This window comes from Puia sp. P3, assembly GCF_050632245.1.
In the GTDB taxonomy this organism is placed as follows: Bacteria; Bacteroidota; Bacteroidia; order Chitinophagales; family Chitinophagaceae; genus Puia.
Genome location: NZ_CP192583.1, coordinates 7,440,924 through 7,456,525, shown reverse-complemented (window position 1 = coordinate 7,456,525; position 15,602 = coordinate 7,440,924). Strand labels below are relative to the sequence as shown.

The window sequence follows — 15,602 nt, the reverse complement described above, 5'->3', positions numbered from 1 at the left end:
CAGGACCCGAAGCCGGGAAGACTAGTCTACAGCGTAAGTTTCACGGTAGCCGTGATATAGAACAGGTTGGCTCCTCTTTCGGAAAGAGAGGGCTGACCTGGCACCGTGATCAGATTTTGCGGAAGCACATAGGCCGGAGTAAGGATCAGATTCAATTTTTTGTAAGCATACACGACGGGCATGTTCAGCTCGTAAGACAGGATGTTGAACTTTCGGGTGCTTGTAGTCACCTGCTCCCCGGCAACCGGGAAGAGAAGAAAATTCTTTTGCTGGTAGGCCGTCTTTGTAAAATTCTGTGTCCCTCCGAAGGCGTTGAAGCCCGGGTCGAGGACGATGACGCCGCCCAGCACATTCCCGAACCGGATGATATGATCCAGGCCCGCCTGGACGCCGATATCCGTATATCCGCTGAATTTGACGTTGGCACCGATGGTGATATTCATGACCTTGTTCAGCTGGGTCAGACTTCCCGAAACCAGTTCCTTCACCGCGGACTGTACCAGTGATACGTCTGCCTTATAAAAATACTTCGCCGCGGAAAGACTGCCGGCCCAGGTATTCTTTTTGTTGCTGAAATTATATCCTCCTTCTATCAGTGTTGCGGCATACTCGTTGGACATCTTGTTCTGAATAAATACAAATGTCGAGGTTGCGTAGAGCCCGTTCTTAAGGGACAGGCCGACGCTGGGATAGAATCCTTTGCTGTGAAGGCTGTCGACGCGGCCGTAGTAGTTCATCCCGGAGTTGTAGGTCGCCGCTACGATGAAATGAGTGGATGAGTCGGTCTGTGCGAAGGTGGTGGTAGAATAGAGAACGGCCAGGATGGTGAGGATCTTTTTCATGGTGTGGTGGTTTTGGGAAGAAAGCGACCGCCTTGCGGCGGCCGCGTTGACATAGGGATGTTATTGTTTGCCTGCGGCAACTGAAGTAGAAGCATTTGCGCTGGCGGAGGCATTTGCGTCGACTTTTGTTGCTTCGGCTGTCGCCGTGGTAGATTTTGCTGTTGACGCGGCCGCATGCGTGGTCGTGGCGGCCGCATGCGTGGTCGTGGCCGCAGCATGCGTTGTCTTTACCTCGGCGGCGTGCGTCGTGGCGGCGGAAGCCCGCAGGGCATTATTCACGGAAGGAGTACTGACAGACGCCGCAGAGCTGAGGCGGGTTGAATTGGAAAGGCCAAGCCTCACCTGAGCAGAAGCGTTGTTGGAGATAGTAAGCGAGGCGATGACGATGGCTGCAAAAACAAATAAGCGTTTCATAATTCCTGATTTTAGTTGTTAGACAATCGGGGTTGTGTGCCCCTTTCACCTACAGATCAAACAACCTCAGGAATTGTTACCCTCTTTTTTGAACTTTTTATTTCAGCTTGTCTCTCAGCTGGTTAGCACGGGATGAGACGGGGGTGCCTTCGGGAATCCTGTCCAGCCATTCCTTTGCGGGGGCATCCTTTTTTCGCCGGCGAAGGACAGGGCCATATAAAATGCGGCTTCGTACCGGAGCAGGGACTCCCCATTATATACCTTGATTAAGTCTTTCCGAGCCTGATCGGCAGCGCCCATATGCCATTCCGTTACTCCTCTGTAAAAGAGGGCCGAGCTGGCTGCCGGTGTCGGCGGCGACGGCCTTGTCGAGCAGGGGAAGGGCCTTGTCGAATTGCTTGTTGTTGAAGAAGAGGGCGGCCTGCTGGAGCAAGGTATCGGTATTCCCCCTCTTGAAGTTATATTCACCATCTCTGTTCGTCCCAGCTGGTCGAGCCCGCGATCTTTGCCGGGCAAAAGAAAGAGACCGATGACCACGATGACGCAGGCCGCGGCCGCCGCAGAAAATGCGATCCGGCGGACAAGGGCGGGGCGCCGGTCCGCAACTGTAAAATACTGTTTGTTGAATTCCGACGTCGTCGAGCGCAGTGCTTCGCTCCCGGCGTCCTTCGGCAGGCGCTGCTGCAGTGTTTGCCTGAGCTCGAGGTAGAGCGCCAGATCGGCGGCCGAGGGCGGGGTCAGCAGACAGGTCGGCCTCGAACTGTCTCCTTTCTTCTTCGGAGAGTTCGTTGTCCGCATACCGGATGATCACCTCTTTGTCATAAGCTGCCATACGCTAGATTTTCTGTGCTTGTATATAGGATAAAAGGGTTGCCATACATTCCGACTTCTTCTTCCGCAAATAGCCATAGGTCACGCCCAGCTGAGCGGCGATCTTTTCCTGCGGGTCGCCGCCGAGGACCAGGCGCAGGATCTCCCTGCATTTTTCGCCGAGCCGCTGGAACTGTTCCATGAAAATGCGGGCCTTATCCTCTTCGCGGGCAACGCTTTCGGTCGCGGCAAAAATGTCTTCTCCATATTCAGATAAATCGTCCGACAGTTTTGTTACCGGGCTGCGTCCTCTTTTCTTCAGCTCGTTGAGCCATTTTCTTTTGCACACCAGCAATAAAAAAGGTTCGAAGGGACAGGATAGCTGCAAGCCGTTGTGTTTCGCCTGGTTGTAGATATCGATCAGGGACTCCTGGAAGATGTCGGCAGCGTCGTCGGCCGTCCCGCGGTGACTGAGGATATGAGACCGGATGGTCGGAGCGAATCGCCGGTAGATGTCCCCTATCAGCTGTTGGTCGTTTTCCAGTAGAGCGGTTATATATCGCTGGTCGGCGTGGACTAACATCCTGGTACTATAGATTTACGGCGAAGGTAACAATTCCGGCATGTGGTTGATATACAAAATGGGTCGGGTTACTTATCTTTATCAATCTTACCTCCAATATGAGAACAAAGGCTCTGAGTTTGGTCATGCTGCTTATTATAGGGACCTCCTGTGTTGCACAGGACTCGATTCCCCCTGAGATCCGGATTGACGACCGGGGCGACAGCCTGCATTTCTCCGCCCGGTTGCGGCCCCTGAGGCAGATCGCCGGCGCGCCTGCCGCCTTCTACACCTATTTCTGGGAGATGGGCGACGGCCGATTTAGCTTCGACAAGGATCCCTCATATGCCTATCGCGATACGGGCGAATATCAGGTGAGATTGTATGCCACCAACAACTACGACGACGGCAAGGCGCCGCCTACCAGACCCAGGCCGGTAAAGGTCAAAAAGAAACTGGCCGGTGCAGACGGCTGGGCCTCGCATTTTTTCCGCGGAAGGGGCGGGATCGAAATGAAGATCAACCGGTATCCGAGACCGGGAGAGGATTTCGTGACCATCGTCGGCTACCGCAACCGGAACAACACCCCCTTCACCGGCTCGGTCGTCCTGTTCTATAACGAAAGGCAGATCGGCCAGGATGGATTTGCGCTGGCGGAGCAGCGATGTTATAATAATGAGAGCAACGGTTCGCTGGACGAGCTGATGGCCCGCCTGGAGACCCCCGTAATAAAAAGCAAACCCTCGTTGTGGGGCGAAGCCGGCGCCGAAAGAGAAAACGAAAATCCCGAAGAACCCGAAGTCGCCGAAGCAGCCAGCTCGATGCTGCACCAGTTGGAAGAAGAATATACCAAACATACCGTCCTCCATTTTTCGGCGATGAATCCCGGCGAAGAGCGGTTCGTGTTCCTCGATATGAATACCCTGCCGGGAATGCTGCAGGACACGAATGCGACGGTAGATTTTACGGCGATGCTGGTGCCGGACGACAGGACGGTCGCGCCGGAGCAGTTTCAGATGGACATGCAGATAGTGGCCTCTCATGACCCGAACCGCATGCGGCTCGTGGGCAGGAGGATCAACTACAGGTTCATGCGCAAGGACAAGGAGCTTACCTACCGGGTGGAGTGGCAAAATACCGGCAAGGGTCCCACGAGAAAGGTCTCCGTCGGGGTAGCCATTCCAAAACAACTGGATCCCGGAAGTGTAAAGGTCAACGCCATCAGCCCGGCCTGTGTATGGTGCGACTCGGCCTACAACAGGCAGAGCTGTTTCGACACGGTCAGACTGGGCGACAGCATGTATTTTGTGTTCAACAATATTTATCTCCCCGGGCTTGAACAGGAGGGGTGAAGGATCGGGATTCCACGACGGGATTTATAGAGTATACGGTCCGCTTTAAAAAGAAGCCGAAGAAGATACCGTTTGCCAGCCAGGCAAATATCGTTTTTGACCGCAATCCGCCGGTGACGACCAATAGGGCGATGGCACGGTTCATCAAGGGGATCTCGCCGGGGATCATGGTTGGTTACAGCGCTCTGCCATCGAACGGGGGCTATTCCGCGAGGGGTCCGCTACAGTTCGGGTACGTGCTGGCGCCCTACAAGCCGTACCGGCCCTATTTCCAGGCGGAGGTCTTTGTGGGGCTGCTGCAGCAGGACGATTTTACGGGCACCGTGGTGAAGGACCAGCGGGATACGCTGATCGGCGGGCTGCCCGTTCTGATAACCGGGAGGCAAACGGTAACCACTACCCGCCGGAACAGTTTCGAGATCACGCCGCTGCACTACCGCTATAATATCAGCAACTGGATCGGCGTGGGGCTGGGCGCCATGGCCCAGGTAAATATCTCGGAACAGACCACGGTGGAGAACAAGGTGTATTTCGTCAGTCAGCCGCTGCCGCAGACGCTGACTACTATGGTATCCGGCAGTTCGCAAAAGTCCTCCGTCACCTGGCTGGGCAACTGGAATGCCGCGCCTTTTGCCGACCTGCAGATAGGGAAGGTAAGGACGGGCCCGGTGCTTGGGATTCGGTATATAAGGTTGCTAAAGGGGGATATCACCGACAGATTCTTCCTCTACGCGGGATTCAAATTATAGCTATCTTCAGGTGCCCCCGGGGTGAAAATGAAGGTAAAATTATTTACAGCGCTACTATTACTGGTCGGCCGGCTTTGTCCGGCACAGCAGCCATCCCCTGACAAATACAAAAGCACGGATGACCTTTCCGGCTGGATCTATGCGCAGCTACAGTGGGTAGCGCAGGATCCCGCGGGCCGGAGTGCGCTGCTGACGGAAGCCGTCGCGAACGCCTGGCGCCGTCCCCGAACCGACGCCGAGGATCAGGCCTGGCTGGACCTGCTGACCAACGAGGGTTATGCGTTCCTGCTGAAGGGCGCCATCGTCGCCAGCACGGACGCCTATACGGCGGCCTACAACTGGGCCCGCCAGCATCGCGAGATCGCTGATGAACAACAAGTCCTCGAGACCATACTAAAGCCGCTGGGCAACAACTATACCCGTCTGGGGGACTACGAGCAGGCGCTGTTCATCCATCGGAAGGCGCTTGCTATCGCCGTGGCGGGAACGGACAAGCAGCAGCTGGCGGGTGTATACGGCAATCTCGCCAATGTGTCCAGCAATATGGGAAGGCCACAGCAATCGCTGGACTACTGCAGACAGGGTCTCGAAGTGGTCGACGGCCGGTCTGCGCAGGCGGGTCTGCTGTTGTCCGAACGCGCGGACGCGGCGATGCAGCTGGGCGACACGTTGCTTGCCCGGGAAAGCATTACCAAAAGCATCGCGGTCCTCGAAGGGGCGCGGAAAGATCGGTCGTCGTCCTTCTGGCTGCTCATGGCCTATCAGCAGGGCGGCGATATCTATTTGAGCGAGCCGGGCAGGGCGCTGGCGTTATACAAAAAGGCTTTCGCCCTGGGGTCCGGCTTCAGCAGCGGCTTCCGCGAAAGAGCTAAGCTGCTGTTGCGCCTGGGCAGCTTTTATCTGCGCACGGGGCAGCCCGGCGAGGCGGCAGCATGGCTGGACAAATGTCTTACCGTGCTTCTTCCAGGAAAAAGCTGGGGTTCTCTGAGCGAGCGGGACCTTTATGCGGAGAATACGCTGGCAGACCTGCTATTCGTCAGGGCCGGGCTCGCAAGGCGACAGAAGGATGCAGGCGAGGCGTTGCGGCTGTATGCGCTGAGCTTTGCGGCGGGGGCAAAATTGCGGCACGAGCTGGTCAGCAGTTCGTCGGGCGAGGAGGCTATTTCGGACACCCGGGGCCGATATGAGGAAGCGATCGGTTTTGCGTGGGACGCCTGGAACAGCAGCCATGAACAAAAATACCAGGCCGCCCTGCTGCAACTGATGGAGAGCAGCCGTGCGCAGCTGTTGCTGGAAGAGCTGCAGCGCCAGCAGCTGTACCGGGCGCAGGTCGCGGGCGACAGCGTTGCCATTCGGATAAGGCTGCTGCAAAAAGCCCTGTCGTATTATCAGAAAGAGGCGATCGGCAGGGACGACAGTGCCATCGCGGGGCAGGAGAAACAGCTGCGCTGGGAGATCGCCCAGCTGTATAAAAAAGCGCCGGTGGCGGATACGCTGCCGGGGCAAACGTTATACGACCCCGAACCCTATAGTGTTCTGCAAAAGGACAGGCCGCCCGGTCTTTCTTTTGCGGGTCGGCCGCGATCTACGCGCTGGAATGCAGTCCTGCCGGTATCAGTTTCGCAGAAAAGCTATCCCTCGGCAGTGGCTGGCAGGATAGCCTGCGGACCTGGGTGGGCGCGTGGTTCGGACGGGGAGAGGGAGCGATGATCGACCATCCCCTTGTCTGGTATCGCCAGGCGTATGCACTTTACCGGCAGTTGTTCGGAAGCCATCCATTGCAATCGGGCACCGACTATATTTTGCTTACGGACGGGGCGCTGAGCCTGTTGCCGGTAGACGCGCTGGTCACGTCTCCCGAGGCGCTTCCCTCTCCAGCGGACTGGCCGTATGTGATCCGGCAGGCGCAGGTCTCCTATGCCTGGTCGCTGCGAACCCTCCGGAGGCATTCCGCGGGGGGAAAAGGTTTCTCGGGGCTGTTCCTTTCGGATACCCACCGGAGCATGCCCGTATTGAATGCAATAACTGCGGAACGGGAGGGGCTCCAGCGGCTGATCCCCGACGGCGGCTGGTACTCCGGGGAGCAGGCAACTGTGGCGGCATTCCGGAAGGCCCTTGCGACCTCGGCCGTGGTACATATCAGCTCGCACGCCTTTGCAAAGAACGACAGTCTGTTCGTTCCCCGTATCGAACTATATGATTCATCCTTTTATCTCTTCGAGCTGAAGACGATGGAGCATCAGCCCGGACTCGTGGTACTCAGCGCCTGCCGGACGGGTGACGGCAGGATGGTCAGCGGAGAAGGCGTGCAGAGTCTCGCCCGCGCCTTTATCGGCGGGGGGACGGGCGCTGTGGTCGCAGGCTGGTGGGATGTCAATGACGAGACGGCGGGCCGGCTGGTGCAGGGCTTTTATTCAGAAATGGATCGGCAGAGTGGAAAAGAAAATGCCGCCCGGGCGCTGCGGGCGGCAAAACTGAATTGGCTGAAAGACCCGGCCGTCAACTATCTGCACAAACTCCCCTGGTATTGGGCGGTACTGAACTACCAGGGCGATCCGCAACCGTTGAAGGAGGACGTTTTTACGGTAGGCAGATCTGGTCTTGTGGTTGCTTACGTATTGCCGGTGCTCGCAGTGGTTATAATTTTGGTTTTATATCGTGTCCGAAGATCATATAGGCGAGCGTGAAATTCCAGAAGGAATTGCCGGCGTTGACATAGTTGGTGTGATAGAGCCGGGTAAAGCCGCGGCTGTAGTTGAGCCAGAACTGGAATTTCTTATACTGGGCGCCTACCTGGGCATCCATGCCGATATCGTAGGGCGCGATCTTCGTGACGCCCTGAGTTGAATTGGACTGGCCGCTGCTGAAATCGACCTTGTTGTCGATCTTCGGCTTGACCGTTATGTAGTCGCCGCTGCCATCGAGATAGTAAGCCTCATAGTATCCTTTTTCCGTACCAGACAGGTTTTTGGCGATATAGGGTCCGAGTCCGGCGAGGATCCTCACCTTATTGAAATCCCATTTGTAGAGCAGGTTGACGGGGACCCGTAAGGAATAGAGACGGATCTCCGTATTGGAAAAGCCGATCGTCGCGCCGCCCGGCAGGGAAGGAAAACCCTGGCGATTGCCGAGGTGAGCGCCGTTCTCCGCATACAATACAGCAGGCTGCAGGATCAGGCCGGTATGCCCCAGGTCATATTCCACTACCACCCCGCCCTGAAAGCCGTTCATAGCCCAGGTATTGACTCCGGAGGGCAAGCCTGAATATCCCTGACTTTGCCAGAAATTAAAAGAAGTAAAAGAACCTTCGACCCCGACGCGCACCTGCGCATAGCCCTGTGTTACCGCAAAACATAAAATACAGATCAACAATTTTTTCATACGTTCACGAGTTTTAGTTGCCCAACAAAGGACCGGTATGTCAGACTAATTGCTGCAAAGCGCTGGGGCTTTAACATTATGATAACCAGTTAAAGCGGAATCAATTGGCCCTGTCGAACGGGCCGCAAAATATCCATTTTTCCTATAATGCCGGCGAAAGTTGAGAAACTTAATTCCCGTTTAATTCGCTCGAAGGTCGTCGCGGTCCATAAAAATTCCGGTGCCGGTCATGTTTACGGGGCCGAAGTAGAAGCCGACGCCGGGGGTCTCGAGGTAATTCTTTTTATATTTTTCGTGTATGTTTTGGGGCTGGGTTTGTCCGTTGATCGTCAGTGATCCATCGGTAAGGGCAAAGCTGATGACGTTGTCCTCGCTGTCGGCCAGCCGGTCCTCCGAGGAATGATCGGACGATGGCGTGCAGCAGCTGGCGCTGGTGTGCGACGTTGTCGGAAAGGACGGGTTTGATGGCGACGACCACTGGGTTTGACGGGACCGGTGGGCTGCTTGACGGGGCCGGTGGGCTGTTTGACGGGGCCGGTGGGCTGTTTGACCGGGCCGGTGGGCTGTTTGACCGGGCCCGTCGGTTCCCTGGGCGGTCCCTTAATCTGCTTTGGCGCGGCGGTATCGGCTTCCTTTGCCCAGAAGCTATCCGTAATGACCAGTCTTTCCCGGGCTTTCAGCGGGAGGTCGAATCGCGGGCTGGCCACCTGTACGAGGCCTGAGAGCACGCGGATCTCCGTCTGACCGTCGTCGCTGCTGATAGTAAAGGACGTGCCCAGGACGGTGATTTGAATATCCCTGACCGCGACGACGAATGGCTTCTGCGCGTTGGGAGTGATATTGAACATAGCCGCGCCGCGGAGCGTTACCCTGCGCTGGCTGTCGGGAAATCCTGCCGGATACGAGAGACTGGAATTGCTATACAGGCGTACGGTGGAGCCGTCCGGGAGGGTATTTGAAGATGGCGCGTGTACCTCGTTGGCGACCAGCTGGACGAGCGCCGGCGCTTTGGCGGACGGGGAGGTTTTTCGGGAATTGCGGACTAAAAACCAGCCGGTCAGCACGAGGACGACAGAGGCTGCCGCCGCCCACCAGATGCGCCGGAGTGGCCTCGCTGCTTGTCTCCCGCCTGCTGCTTGTCTACCGAATGCTGCTTGTCTCCCGCCTGCGGCGTGTCGCCGGCCGGCCGTTCGTCCCGCTGCAACGGTCTGTATCCGGGTCTGCAGTCTTGTCCAGGCGTCCTCTGTATCGACCTCGGGGACCTCGATCCAGTCGGTGAACTCCGTGAGCTGGAGGATGTCCTCATATCTGTTTACTTGTGCCATAAGAATAATATTAGGAGTGGAAGGAATTCGGCCAGTGACTGGCGCAGTCTTTTAAGCGCTTTTGCCATCTGACTCTCTACGGTCTTTAGCGAAATGTTCAGCTGATGGGCGATCTCGGGATATTTCATGCCGGTGAAACGGTGGAGCTGAAAGACCAGCCGGCACTGACCAGGCAGCTGCTCCAGCGCCTGATAAAAACGTCTTTCCAGCTCTTTCTGCTGCAACCGTTCGGAGGACGGGTCGCCTGTTCGCGCGTGTTTTTCCTGCCAGACCATATGGGACTGATAGCGGGACTGGTGCTTTTTCCGCCGTTGGTGCTGCAGACATTCGTTGTGTACTGCCTTATATAGGTAAGCATTGAAGGACGTGTGAACGGCGATCGACGACCATTTTTCCCAGAGCCGGCAGAATACCTGCTGGACGATCTCCTCCGCCACCTTCCCGTCCCTGACCGTCAGAAAGGCATAGGCATAAAGGCTTTGAAAATAGGTCCTGAACAGGTCTTCAAAACTTACAATCGCCTTGTCCTTTTGTGAAGCCATTGTGATCGCAGTCGGTAACACGGTGTTGTTTATGAATAAGATGACCGAAGTTCGGTTTACCCTTACCCGTGGCAAAAAAATAAACCGGCCGAACCCTTAACCAGGGCACCCCTCCGCTGGCCCAAAATGTCGGCTCCTACCTAGTGATTTATTGAAATATATGCATAAACCGTTGGGTAATTTGACTTGACCCATATGAAAAATTTATATACATTTCTAAAAAATTAGAAACTATGGACGTTCCAAACACCACCCGCCGCGAGTTCTTTGGCAAACTCGCCGGGACCGCCGCGCTCGTCGGTGGCGGCGCAGCAGCCTTCCCGTTAGCCGCACACGCAAATACCCCGGATCATACGGGCGTCGGTCTTGCCGATGCATACGCCGATCCGGACGCCTGGTTCAAGAATATGAAGGGCAAGCACCGCATAGTATTCGACTGCCCCGCTCCCAAAGAGCTAATGACATTCGCGTGGCCCAAGGTATTCCTGCTGACCAACAGCGGCACGGGCACGCCCGAGACCGACTGCAATGTAGTCGTAGTCCTGCGGCATGAGGCGATCCCTTATGCGATGGGTGACGATCTCTGGGCAAAATACAAATTCGGGGAGATGTTCAAAATTAACGACGTCAGGACCAAGGCTCCGGCAACGCGCAATCCCTTCTGGAAATGCAAACCCGATGACTACAAGATACCGGGTATCGGCGCGGTAGACATCGGCATCGATAATCTGCAAAACAGCGGGGTAATGTTCTGTGTCTGCGATATGGCAATGACCGTCTATTCCGCTGTGGCCGCTATGGGCAGCAACCAGGATGCGCAGGCCGTCAAGAACGAATGGCTGGCGGGTGTGCTTCCGGGCGTACAACCGATGCCGTCAGGCGTATGGGCGGTGGGCCGCGCACAGGAGCACGGGTGCACCTATTGCTTCGCAGGTTAATTTCAATTTATGGTTCGCAAATGGATTGTACTGGGTTCGTGCCTGCTGGCTTTCTGCGGGCGCGAATCCAGGCCAGTCGTCAGTGCCTGGACCGCCCCGGACTCTTCTTCCATTCCTTCTACCGAAGAAGGCGATCTTATCCGGTACGGGCAGCGGCTGATCGCCAAGACGTCGGCTTATTTCGGTCCGCGGGGTGCGCTGGACAGGGGCTCCAATGGTATGACCTGTCAGAACTGTCATCTAAAGGCGGGGACGCAGCCCTGGGGGAATAATTTCGGGGCCGTCTATTCCACCTATCCGAGGTTCAGGGAGAGGCGGGGGGCGGTAGAGAGTATCTCCCAGCGCGTCATCGACTGTTTCGAACAGAGTCTCAACGGCCGTTCGCCGGACAGCAATTCAGTGGAGATGAAGGCATTTGTTGCCTATTTCCGGTGGATGGGTCGCGGGGTTCCAAAAGGAAAGAAGCCTGAAGGCAGCGGCCTTCCGACGCTGCCCTTCCCCGACCGCGCGGCGGATACGGCAAGGGGAGAGCGATCTATCTATCGACGTGTCGGCGTTGTCATGGCCCGGAAGGCGCCGGGCAGCCGGCCGCCGACAGTACCGGTTATGTATACCCGCCGCTATGGGGCGAACACAGCTATAATACGGGGGCGGGTTTGTATCGCCTGTCCCGATTTGCAGGCTTCGTGAGGAACAATATGCCGTTCGGGGTCGACTACAGGACTGCAACGCTGACCGACGAGCAGGCCTGGGATGTCGCGGCCTTTGTCAACTCGCAGCCCAGACCGCAGAAGTCCTTCCCCGCCGACTGGCCCGATATAAAGCTGAAACCATATGACCATCCCTTCGGGCCATACGCGGATAGTTATTCCGAGGCCCGCCATAAATACGGACCGTTCGGCCCGATGCAAAAGGGGAAGAAATAAGTTTGGGGCAGCAAGCGCCGCCCCATGAGCTTATTCAGTTATGAATGGCCTGTAGACGCCGCGGTCGATCGAGATGTTCAGCCGCTTCAGCATGGCGGGCATGTCGAAGTTCTCCCTTTTGTACTCCGCCTGTACGGCCTCTTTGGCCATATTGATGAAGTCCATGTTCCGCCAGCGGGCGACCGTAACGCAGATCAGGTTGTCGTTATCGTCAAAGTACGTGTAGGCGTCATCCCCGATAAAGCCGGGTAGCTTCTTTATAAAGTCCCGGTTGATCTTCATGCGCTCGTAGAATTCCTCCTTAGCATCGGCGGGTATGAAGAACTTGTCGATAAGACAGGTCTGTTCGCTGGCGGGGGCGGCGACCTGCTGAACAAACCCCTGTCTGTCGGTCTGCAGCTGTCCTTCGGTGATCCTGCCGTCTTTGACGGTGAAGGTGGCTATGCCGCCATTGGTGATGTGTTTTCCCGTTGCCGGATAGACGCTGAATGTATCCTGGTGGGTACCGTCCCAGTGAAATCGTATGACAACTTTATCTTCTTCTCCGAAAAGGTCGTCGATCCGCCACTGCATGTCGGGAAATGCCTTTACCAGGGGAATGATCGCGGCTGAAAATCCTTCTCCGCCTTTTATCCCGCGCACCCCTTCGTATTCAGGTGCAATAAGCTCGTTGATGAGCTGCCAGTTTCTTTTGTTGAGTCCTTCTGTGTAGAGCCTGGCGACTGTTTCCTTGTTCGTCATATTTTATTTTTCAGTAAAGGTATCAGAACGCCGCCCGCCGGAATTGTAAAAAATCATTGATCTGCGCGGGGGGCCGCGGATCTGCACGGGGACGCCGCGGATTTGCGCGGGGCCGCCGCGGATTTGCGCGGGGCCGCCGCTGCGGGTTTACCAGAACCGCGCGGAACGGAAGAAATCCTTTGGTGACTCGCCGGTAAAGGTCCGGAAGTCCTTTATAAAATGGGACTGGTCGAAGTAGCCGGCATCGTACGACGCGCTGGTCAGCGAGGGATAGGAAGACCAGTTATCGATGATATTTCTCAGGCGGATGATGGAGGAATACTGTTTGGGGGTCGAGCCTATCTGTGTGCGGAACCGCTTCTCCAGCGGGTCCTGACTGATGTAGAGCGCGTGTGCGAGGTCTTTGATCTTTATGAGACCCCTGCTTTCCTTAATGAGCCGGACGGCCTCGTTGACGAGGGGGTCGGGGCCATTACCTCTTAGCTGCTGTGTCAGGAATGCCTCGGTCCTGCGGATGCGGGTGGAGTTGTCGTTTGCCTCGGATATAGCGTCGACGAGGTCCCGCGCCGCGGTTTTTGTGAAGAAGTTCTCTGCGGGTATGGTTACGTCGAAGAGTTCGTTGGCCGGTGTGCGGGAGAATGCGGCCAGTCCGCCTTCCTTGAACAGGATAAGGACATTGCCCGTGCCGGGGAAATAGCGCATGAGGCGGTGTGACCTTCGAAGCCCCGTGATGACGCCGGGGCCAACGGTCGTGGAGGTCCCCGCGGGATCCGCAAGTATCATTTCTGTGGTGGATGTCCCGATCCTCTGTATAATTCCCCTGAAGCGAATGGCCATGACCAGCGAGGTATCCGGCAATATCCTGCTGTCCATCACCCCATCGCTCTCGATGATGAAGAACTCCTTAATATATGGAGCAAGCACGGCAGAAGGACGGTAACGCTGGATATTCATGGTCAGCTATAAAGCTACGCTTATTTTCCGCAATGGTAAACTGGCCGCAATGGCATAAATTTGGAAAAGCTGTTTTTGATGAATTCAAGTTCCACATCCTCTGAAACATTCCACCGGCGCGTAACCGCTGCCGGTATACTGATCGCCACGGGTATCGTCTTCGGGGATATCGGCACCTCACCCCTGTACACGCTGAACGCCGTGTTTCACAACCGTCTGATAACCGCCGATATCGCACTCGGCTCGCTGTCGGCGATCTTCTGGACGCTGACATTTCAGACCACGCTGAAGTATGTCATTATTACCCTGCAGGCCGACAATAAGGGTGAGGGAGGCATCTTCTCCCTGTACGCGCTGATCCGCCGGTTCTCGGGTAAATGGCTTTTGTTCCCCGCAATGGCCGGGGGCGCCTTTCTCATGGCGGACGGGATCATCACCCCGCCGATATCGGTAGCCTCGGCAGTGGAAGGCCTGCAGGGGCTGTATCCGCACATGAAGACCGAGGGACTCGTGATCGGCATTCTGGTCGTGCTCTTTCTCTTCCAGCAGTTCGGTACGGAAAGGATCGGCAAGGTCTTCGGACCGGTGATGGTGCTGTGGTTTACATTTATTGGAGTGCTTGGCGTCATGGCGCTAAAGGACAGCCCCGGTATCCTCAGGGCCCTCAACCCCTGGTATGCGTATGAGATGTTGCGTCAGGCGCCGGGCGGATTCTGGCTGCTGGGAAGCATTTTTCTTTGTACCACAGGCGCCGAGGCACTGTACAGCGATATGGGGCATACGGGCAGGAACAATATCCGGGTCAGCTGGGTTTACGTCAAGATAACCCTGATCCTTAGCTATGCCGGACAGACGGCCTGGCTCTTACAGCACCAGGGTCAGACGGTCGGCATCATCAGCCCATTCTACCAAATCGTCCCGTCCGCCATTTATGTGCCTGCCGTCGTCATAGCGACGATGGCTACCATCATCGCCAGCCAGGCGCTGATCAGCGGTTGTTTTACCCTGATCAATGAAGCGATCCGTCTGGATATCTGGCCAAGGCACCGGGTGTTGTTCCCGAGCAATATCAAGGGGCAGATCTATATCCCGTTCGCGAACTGGATGCTGATGGCCGGCTCTATCTTCATGGTGCTCTATTTCCGCGAATCGACCCGCATGGAAGCGGCCTATGGGCTCAGTATCACGCTGACCATGCTGATGAGCACCGTGCTGATCAATTTCTATCTAGCCTCGAAAAAGGTAAACTTTCTCATCGTGACGCTGGTCACCGGGTTATTCCCGGCCATTGAACTGTCATTTCTGACCGCCAATTTCCGGAAGATCAGGGACGGCGGCTGGATCACCCTGCTCATCGGAGCCGGCCTTATAGCCATCATGTTCATCTGGAACCGGGGAAAGGCTATGAAGCGGTCGTTGATCAGTCTCGTAAGGATCGACGACTATACCGATCTGCTCAAACGGCTGAGCGCGGATACCAATATCCCGAAGTATTCCACCAACCTTGCCTATCTGACGGCTTCGGGTTCCGCGCGCAAGGTAGAAAAGACGGCGATCGATTCGATCCTGTCGCGGTTTCCCAAGAGGGCCGATATCTATTGGTTTCTGCACGTCAACGTCGTCGACGAGCCCTATGCCCTCACCTACAGCACAGACTGTCTTTGCCCGAATGACGTCTATTTCATCACCTTCAACTTCGGGTTCAGGATCGAGCCCAGGCTCGACTATTATTTTGCGGAGGTCATCAAGGACCTGATCAGGAGTGGCGAGGTAAATCTTTCCGACAGGGAAGAGCGGCACTATCAGCAAAGCAAGACCGGCGATTTCCGGTTCTTACTGATGGAACCCTTCCTGTCCTTCGAGAACGATCTGGCCTTCGGAAAGCGCTTTATCATGCGCAGCTATTTCAATCTCAGATACATCAGCGTAAAAGAGTCGGTGAACTTCGGACTGGATCGCAGCAATGTTACCGTCGAGAACTATCCGATCATAGTATCGCCGGCGGTTCACCCGCCGATCACGAGGGAAAAATAGGTGTCAGTCCTCAGGGACCCTTCACCACGCGA

16 protein-coding genes and 1 pseudogene are annotated in these 15,602 nt (G+C 56.1%); 8 read left to right on the top strand and 9 right to left on the bottom strand.

Annotated features, from left to right (window positions below):
- Positions 1 to 26: 26 nt before the first annotated feature.
- From ACQ86N_RS47020 to ACQ86N_RS47005, 4 genes are all read right to left on the bottom strand, one after another.
- Entirely contained in the window at positions 27 to 842 is an 816-nt protein-coding gene (locus ACQ86N_RS47020) for a hypothetical protein (protein ID WP_431213105.1), read from the bottom strand.
- A gap of 60 nt (positions 843 to 902) precedes the next feature.
- The gene (locus ACQ86N_RS47015) at positions 903 to 1,256 is read right to left on the bottom strand and encodes a hypothetical protein (protein ID WP_431213104.1); all 354 of its coding nucleotides are present in this window, start codon (positions 1,254 to 1,256) and stop codon (positions 903 to 905) included.
- A gap of 114 nt (positions 1,257 to 1,370) precedes the next feature.
- Positions 1,371 to 2,054, bottom strand: a complete 684-nt coding sequence (locus ACQ86N_RS47010) for a hypothetical protein (protein WP_431213103.1) — start codon at positions 2,052 to 2,054, stop codon at positions 1,371 to 1,373.
- A 37-nt stretch (positions 2,055 to 2,091) separates the two neighbouring features.
- Entirely contained in the window at positions 2,092 to 2,649 is a 558-nt protein-coding gene (locus tag ACQ86N_RS47005; protein ID WP_431213102.1) for an RNA polymerase sigma factor, read from the bottom strand.
- Positions 2,650 to 2,747: 98 nt separating this feature from the next.
- On the opposite strand from ACQ86N_RS47005, the gene ACQ86N_RS47000 reads away from it, so the two are divergent.
- From ACQ86N_RS47000 to ACQ86N_RS46985, 4 genes are read left to right on the top strand one after another with little or no spacing between them, the layout of a single operon-like run.
- On the top strand, positions 2,748 to 3,980 hold the full coding sequence (locus tag ACQ86N_RS47000) for a PKD domain-containing protein (protein ID WP_431213101.1): 1,233 nt from the start codon (positions 2,748 to 2,750) through the stop codon (positions 3,978 to 3,980).
- Positions 3,977 to 4,729, top strand: coding sequence for a hypothetical protein (locus ACQ86N_RS46995; RefSeq protein WP_431213100.1), 753 nt, complete (start codon positions 3,977 to 3,979; stop codon positions 4,727 to 4,729). The genes ACQ86N_RS47000 and ACQ86N_RS46995 overlap by 4 nt, the downstream gene beginning before the upstream one ends.
- 27 nt (positions 4,730 to 4,756) lie before the next feature.
- Positions 4,757 to 6,439, top strand: a complete 1,683-nt coding sequence (locus ACQ86N_RS46990; protein ID WP_431213099.1) for a tetratricopeptide repeat protein — start codon at positions 4,757 to 4,759, stop codon at positions 6,437 to 6,439.
- Positions 6,436 to 7,416, top strand: coding sequence for a CHAT domain-containing protein (locus ACQ86N_RS46985; RefSeq protein ID WP_431213098.1), 981 nt, complete (start codon positions 6,436 to 6,438; stop codon positions 7,414 to 7,416). Before ACQ86N_RS46990 ends, ACQ86N_RS46985 begins: the two co-directional genes overlap by 4 nt.
- Here the strand turns inward: ACQ86N_RS46985 and ACQ86N_RS46980 are convergent.
- From ACQ86N_RS46980 to ACQ86N_RS46970, 3 genes are all read right to left on the bottom strand, one after another.
- On the bottom strand, positions 7,367 to 8,110 hold the full coding sequence (locus ACQ86N_RS46980) for a hypothetical protein (RefSeq protein WP_431213097.1): 744 nt from the start codon (positions 8,108 to 8,110) through the stop codon (positions 7,367 to 7,369). The genes ACQ86N_RS46985 and ACQ86N_RS46980 overlap by 50 nt on opposite strands.
- Positions 8,111 to 8,439: 329 nt before the next feature.
- Entirely contained in the window at positions 8,440 to 9,435 is a 996-nt protein-coding gene (locus tag ACQ86N_RS46975; protein WP_431213096.1) for a FecR domain-containing protein, read from the bottom strand.
- Positions 9,423 to 9,977 carry an RNA polymerase sigma-70 factor gene (locus ACQ86N_RS46970; RefSeq protein ID WP_431213095.1) on the bottom strand — a complete coding sequence of 185 codons (555 nt, stop codon included), beginning with the start codon at positions 9,975 to 9,977 and terminating at the stop codon, positions 9,423 to 9,425. The genes ACQ86N_RS46975 and ACQ86N_RS46970 overlap by 13 nt, the downstream gene beginning before the upstream one ends.
- Before the next feature lie 233 nt (positions 9,978 to 10,210).
- Here ACQ86N_RS46970 and ACQ86N_RS46965 point away from each other — a divergent pair, with 233 nt between their 5' ends.
- The 3 genes and pseudogenes from ACQ86N_RS46965 to ACQ86N_RS46955 all read left to right on the top strand — a co-directional run bounded on the left by ACQ86N_RS46965 (position 10,211) and on the right by ACQ86N_RS46955 (position 11,841).
- A complete protein-coding gene (locus ACQ86N_RS46965; RefSeq protein WP_431213094.1) occupies positions 10,211 to 10,915 on the top strand; it encodes a hypothetical protein in 705 nt (234 codons plus the stop codon).
- Positions 10,916 to 10,924: 9 nt separating this feature from the next.
- Positions 10,925 to 11,308, top strand: a pseudogene (locus ACQ86N_RS46960) (c-type cytochrome); the annotation flags it as partial.
- Positions 11,309 to 11,448: 140 nt separating this feature from the next.
- Positions 11,449 to 11,841, top strand: a complete 393-nt coding sequence (locus tag ACQ86N_RS46955; protein WP_431217881.1) for a c-type cytochrome — start codon at positions 11,449 to 11,451, stop codon at positions 11,839 to 11,841.
- A gap of 30 nt (positions 11,842 to 11,871) precedes the next feature.
- Here the strand turns inward: ACQ86N_RS46955 and ACQ86N_RS46950 are convergent, their stop codons facing one another.
- A complete protein-coding gene (locus ACQ86N_RS46950) occupies positions 11,872 to 12,582 on the bottom strand; it encodes an ester cyclase (protein ID WP_431213093.1) in 711 nt (236 codons plus the stop codon).
- A gap of 147 nt (positions 12,583 to 12,729) precedes the next feature.
- Positions 12,730 to 13,536, bottom strand: coding sequence for a helix-turn-helix domain-containing protein (locus ACQ86N_RS46945; protein WP_431213092.1), 807 nt, complete (start codon positions 13,534 to 13,536; stop codon positions 12,730 to 12,732).
- A gap of 78 nt (positions 13,537 to 13,614) precedes the next feature.
- Between ACQ86N_RS46945 and ACQ86N_RS46940 the strand changes: the two genes are divergently transcribed.
- Positions 13,615 to 15,570 (top strand): KUP/HAK/KT family potassium transporter, encoded by a 1,956-nt coding sequence (locus ACQ86N_RS46940; RefSeq protein WP_431213091.1) that lies wholly within the window; start codon positions 13,615 to 13,617, stop codon positions 15,568 to 15,570.
- The last annotated feature ends 32 nt before the right edge of the window (positions 15,571 to 15,602 follow it).

Excerpts from the sequence above, each read along its gene's own strand:
- ACQ86N_RS47020 (WP_431213105.1), bottom strand. The coding sequence starts at position 842 with ATGAAAAAGATCCTCACCATCCTGGCCGTTCTCTATTCTACCACCACC.
- ACQ86N_RS47015 (WP_431213104.1), bottom strand. The coding sequence starts at position 1,256 with ATGAAACGCTTATTTGTTTTTGCAGCCATCGTCATCGCCTCGCTTACT.
- ACQ86N_RS47010 (WP_431213103.1), bottom strand. The coding sequence starts at position 2,054 with ATGCGGACAACGAACTCTCCGAAGAAGAAAGGAGACAGTTCGAGGCCG.
- ACQ86N_RS47005 (WP_431213102.1), bottom strand. The coding sequence starts at position 2,649 with ATGTTAGTCCACGCCGACCAGCGATATATAACCGCTCTACTGGAAAAC.
- ACQ86N_RS47000 (WP_431213101.1), top strand. The coding sequence starts at position 2,748 with ATGAGAACAAAGGCTCTGAGTTTGGTCATGCTGCTTATTATAGGGACC.
- ACQ86N_RS46990 (WP_431213099.1), top strand. The coding sequence starts at position 4,757 with ATGAAGGTAAAATTATTTACAGCGCTACTATTACTGGTCGGCCGGCTT.
- ACQ86N_RS46985 (WP_431213098.1), top strand. The coding sequence starts at position 6,436 with ATGATCGACCATCCCCTTGTCTGGTATCGCCAGGCGTATGCACTTTAC.
- ACQ86N_RS46980 (WP_431213097.1), bottom strand. The coding sequence starts at position 8,110 with ATGAAAAAATTGTTGATCTGTATTTTATGTTTTGCGGTAACACAGGGC.
- ACQ86N_RS46975 (WP_431213096.1), bottom strand. The coding sequence starts at position 9,435 with ATGGCACAAGTAAACAGATATGAGGACATCCTCCAGCTCACGGAGTTC.
- ACQ86N_RS46970 (WP_431213095.1), bottom strand. The coding sequence starts at position 9,977 with ATGGCTTCACAAAAGGACAAGGCGATTGTAAGTTTTGAAGACCTGTTC.
- ACQ86N_RS46965 (WP_431213094.1), top strand. The coding sequence starts at position 10,211 with ATGGACGTTCCAAACACCACCCGCCGCGAGTTCTTTGGCAAACTCGCC.
- ACQ86N_RS46950 (WP_431213093.1), bottom strand. The coding sequence starts at position 12,582 with ATGACGAACAAGGAAACAGTCGCCAGGCTCTACACAGAAGGACTCAAC.
- ACQ86N_RS46945 (WP_431213092.1), bottom strand. The coding sequence starts at position 13,536 with ATGAATATCCAGCGTTACCGTCCTTCTGCCGTGCTTGCTCCATATATT.
- ACQ86N_RS46940 (WP_431213091.1), top strand. The coding sequence starts at position 13,615 with ATGAATTCAAGTTCCACATCCTCTGAAACATTCCACCGGCGCGTAACC.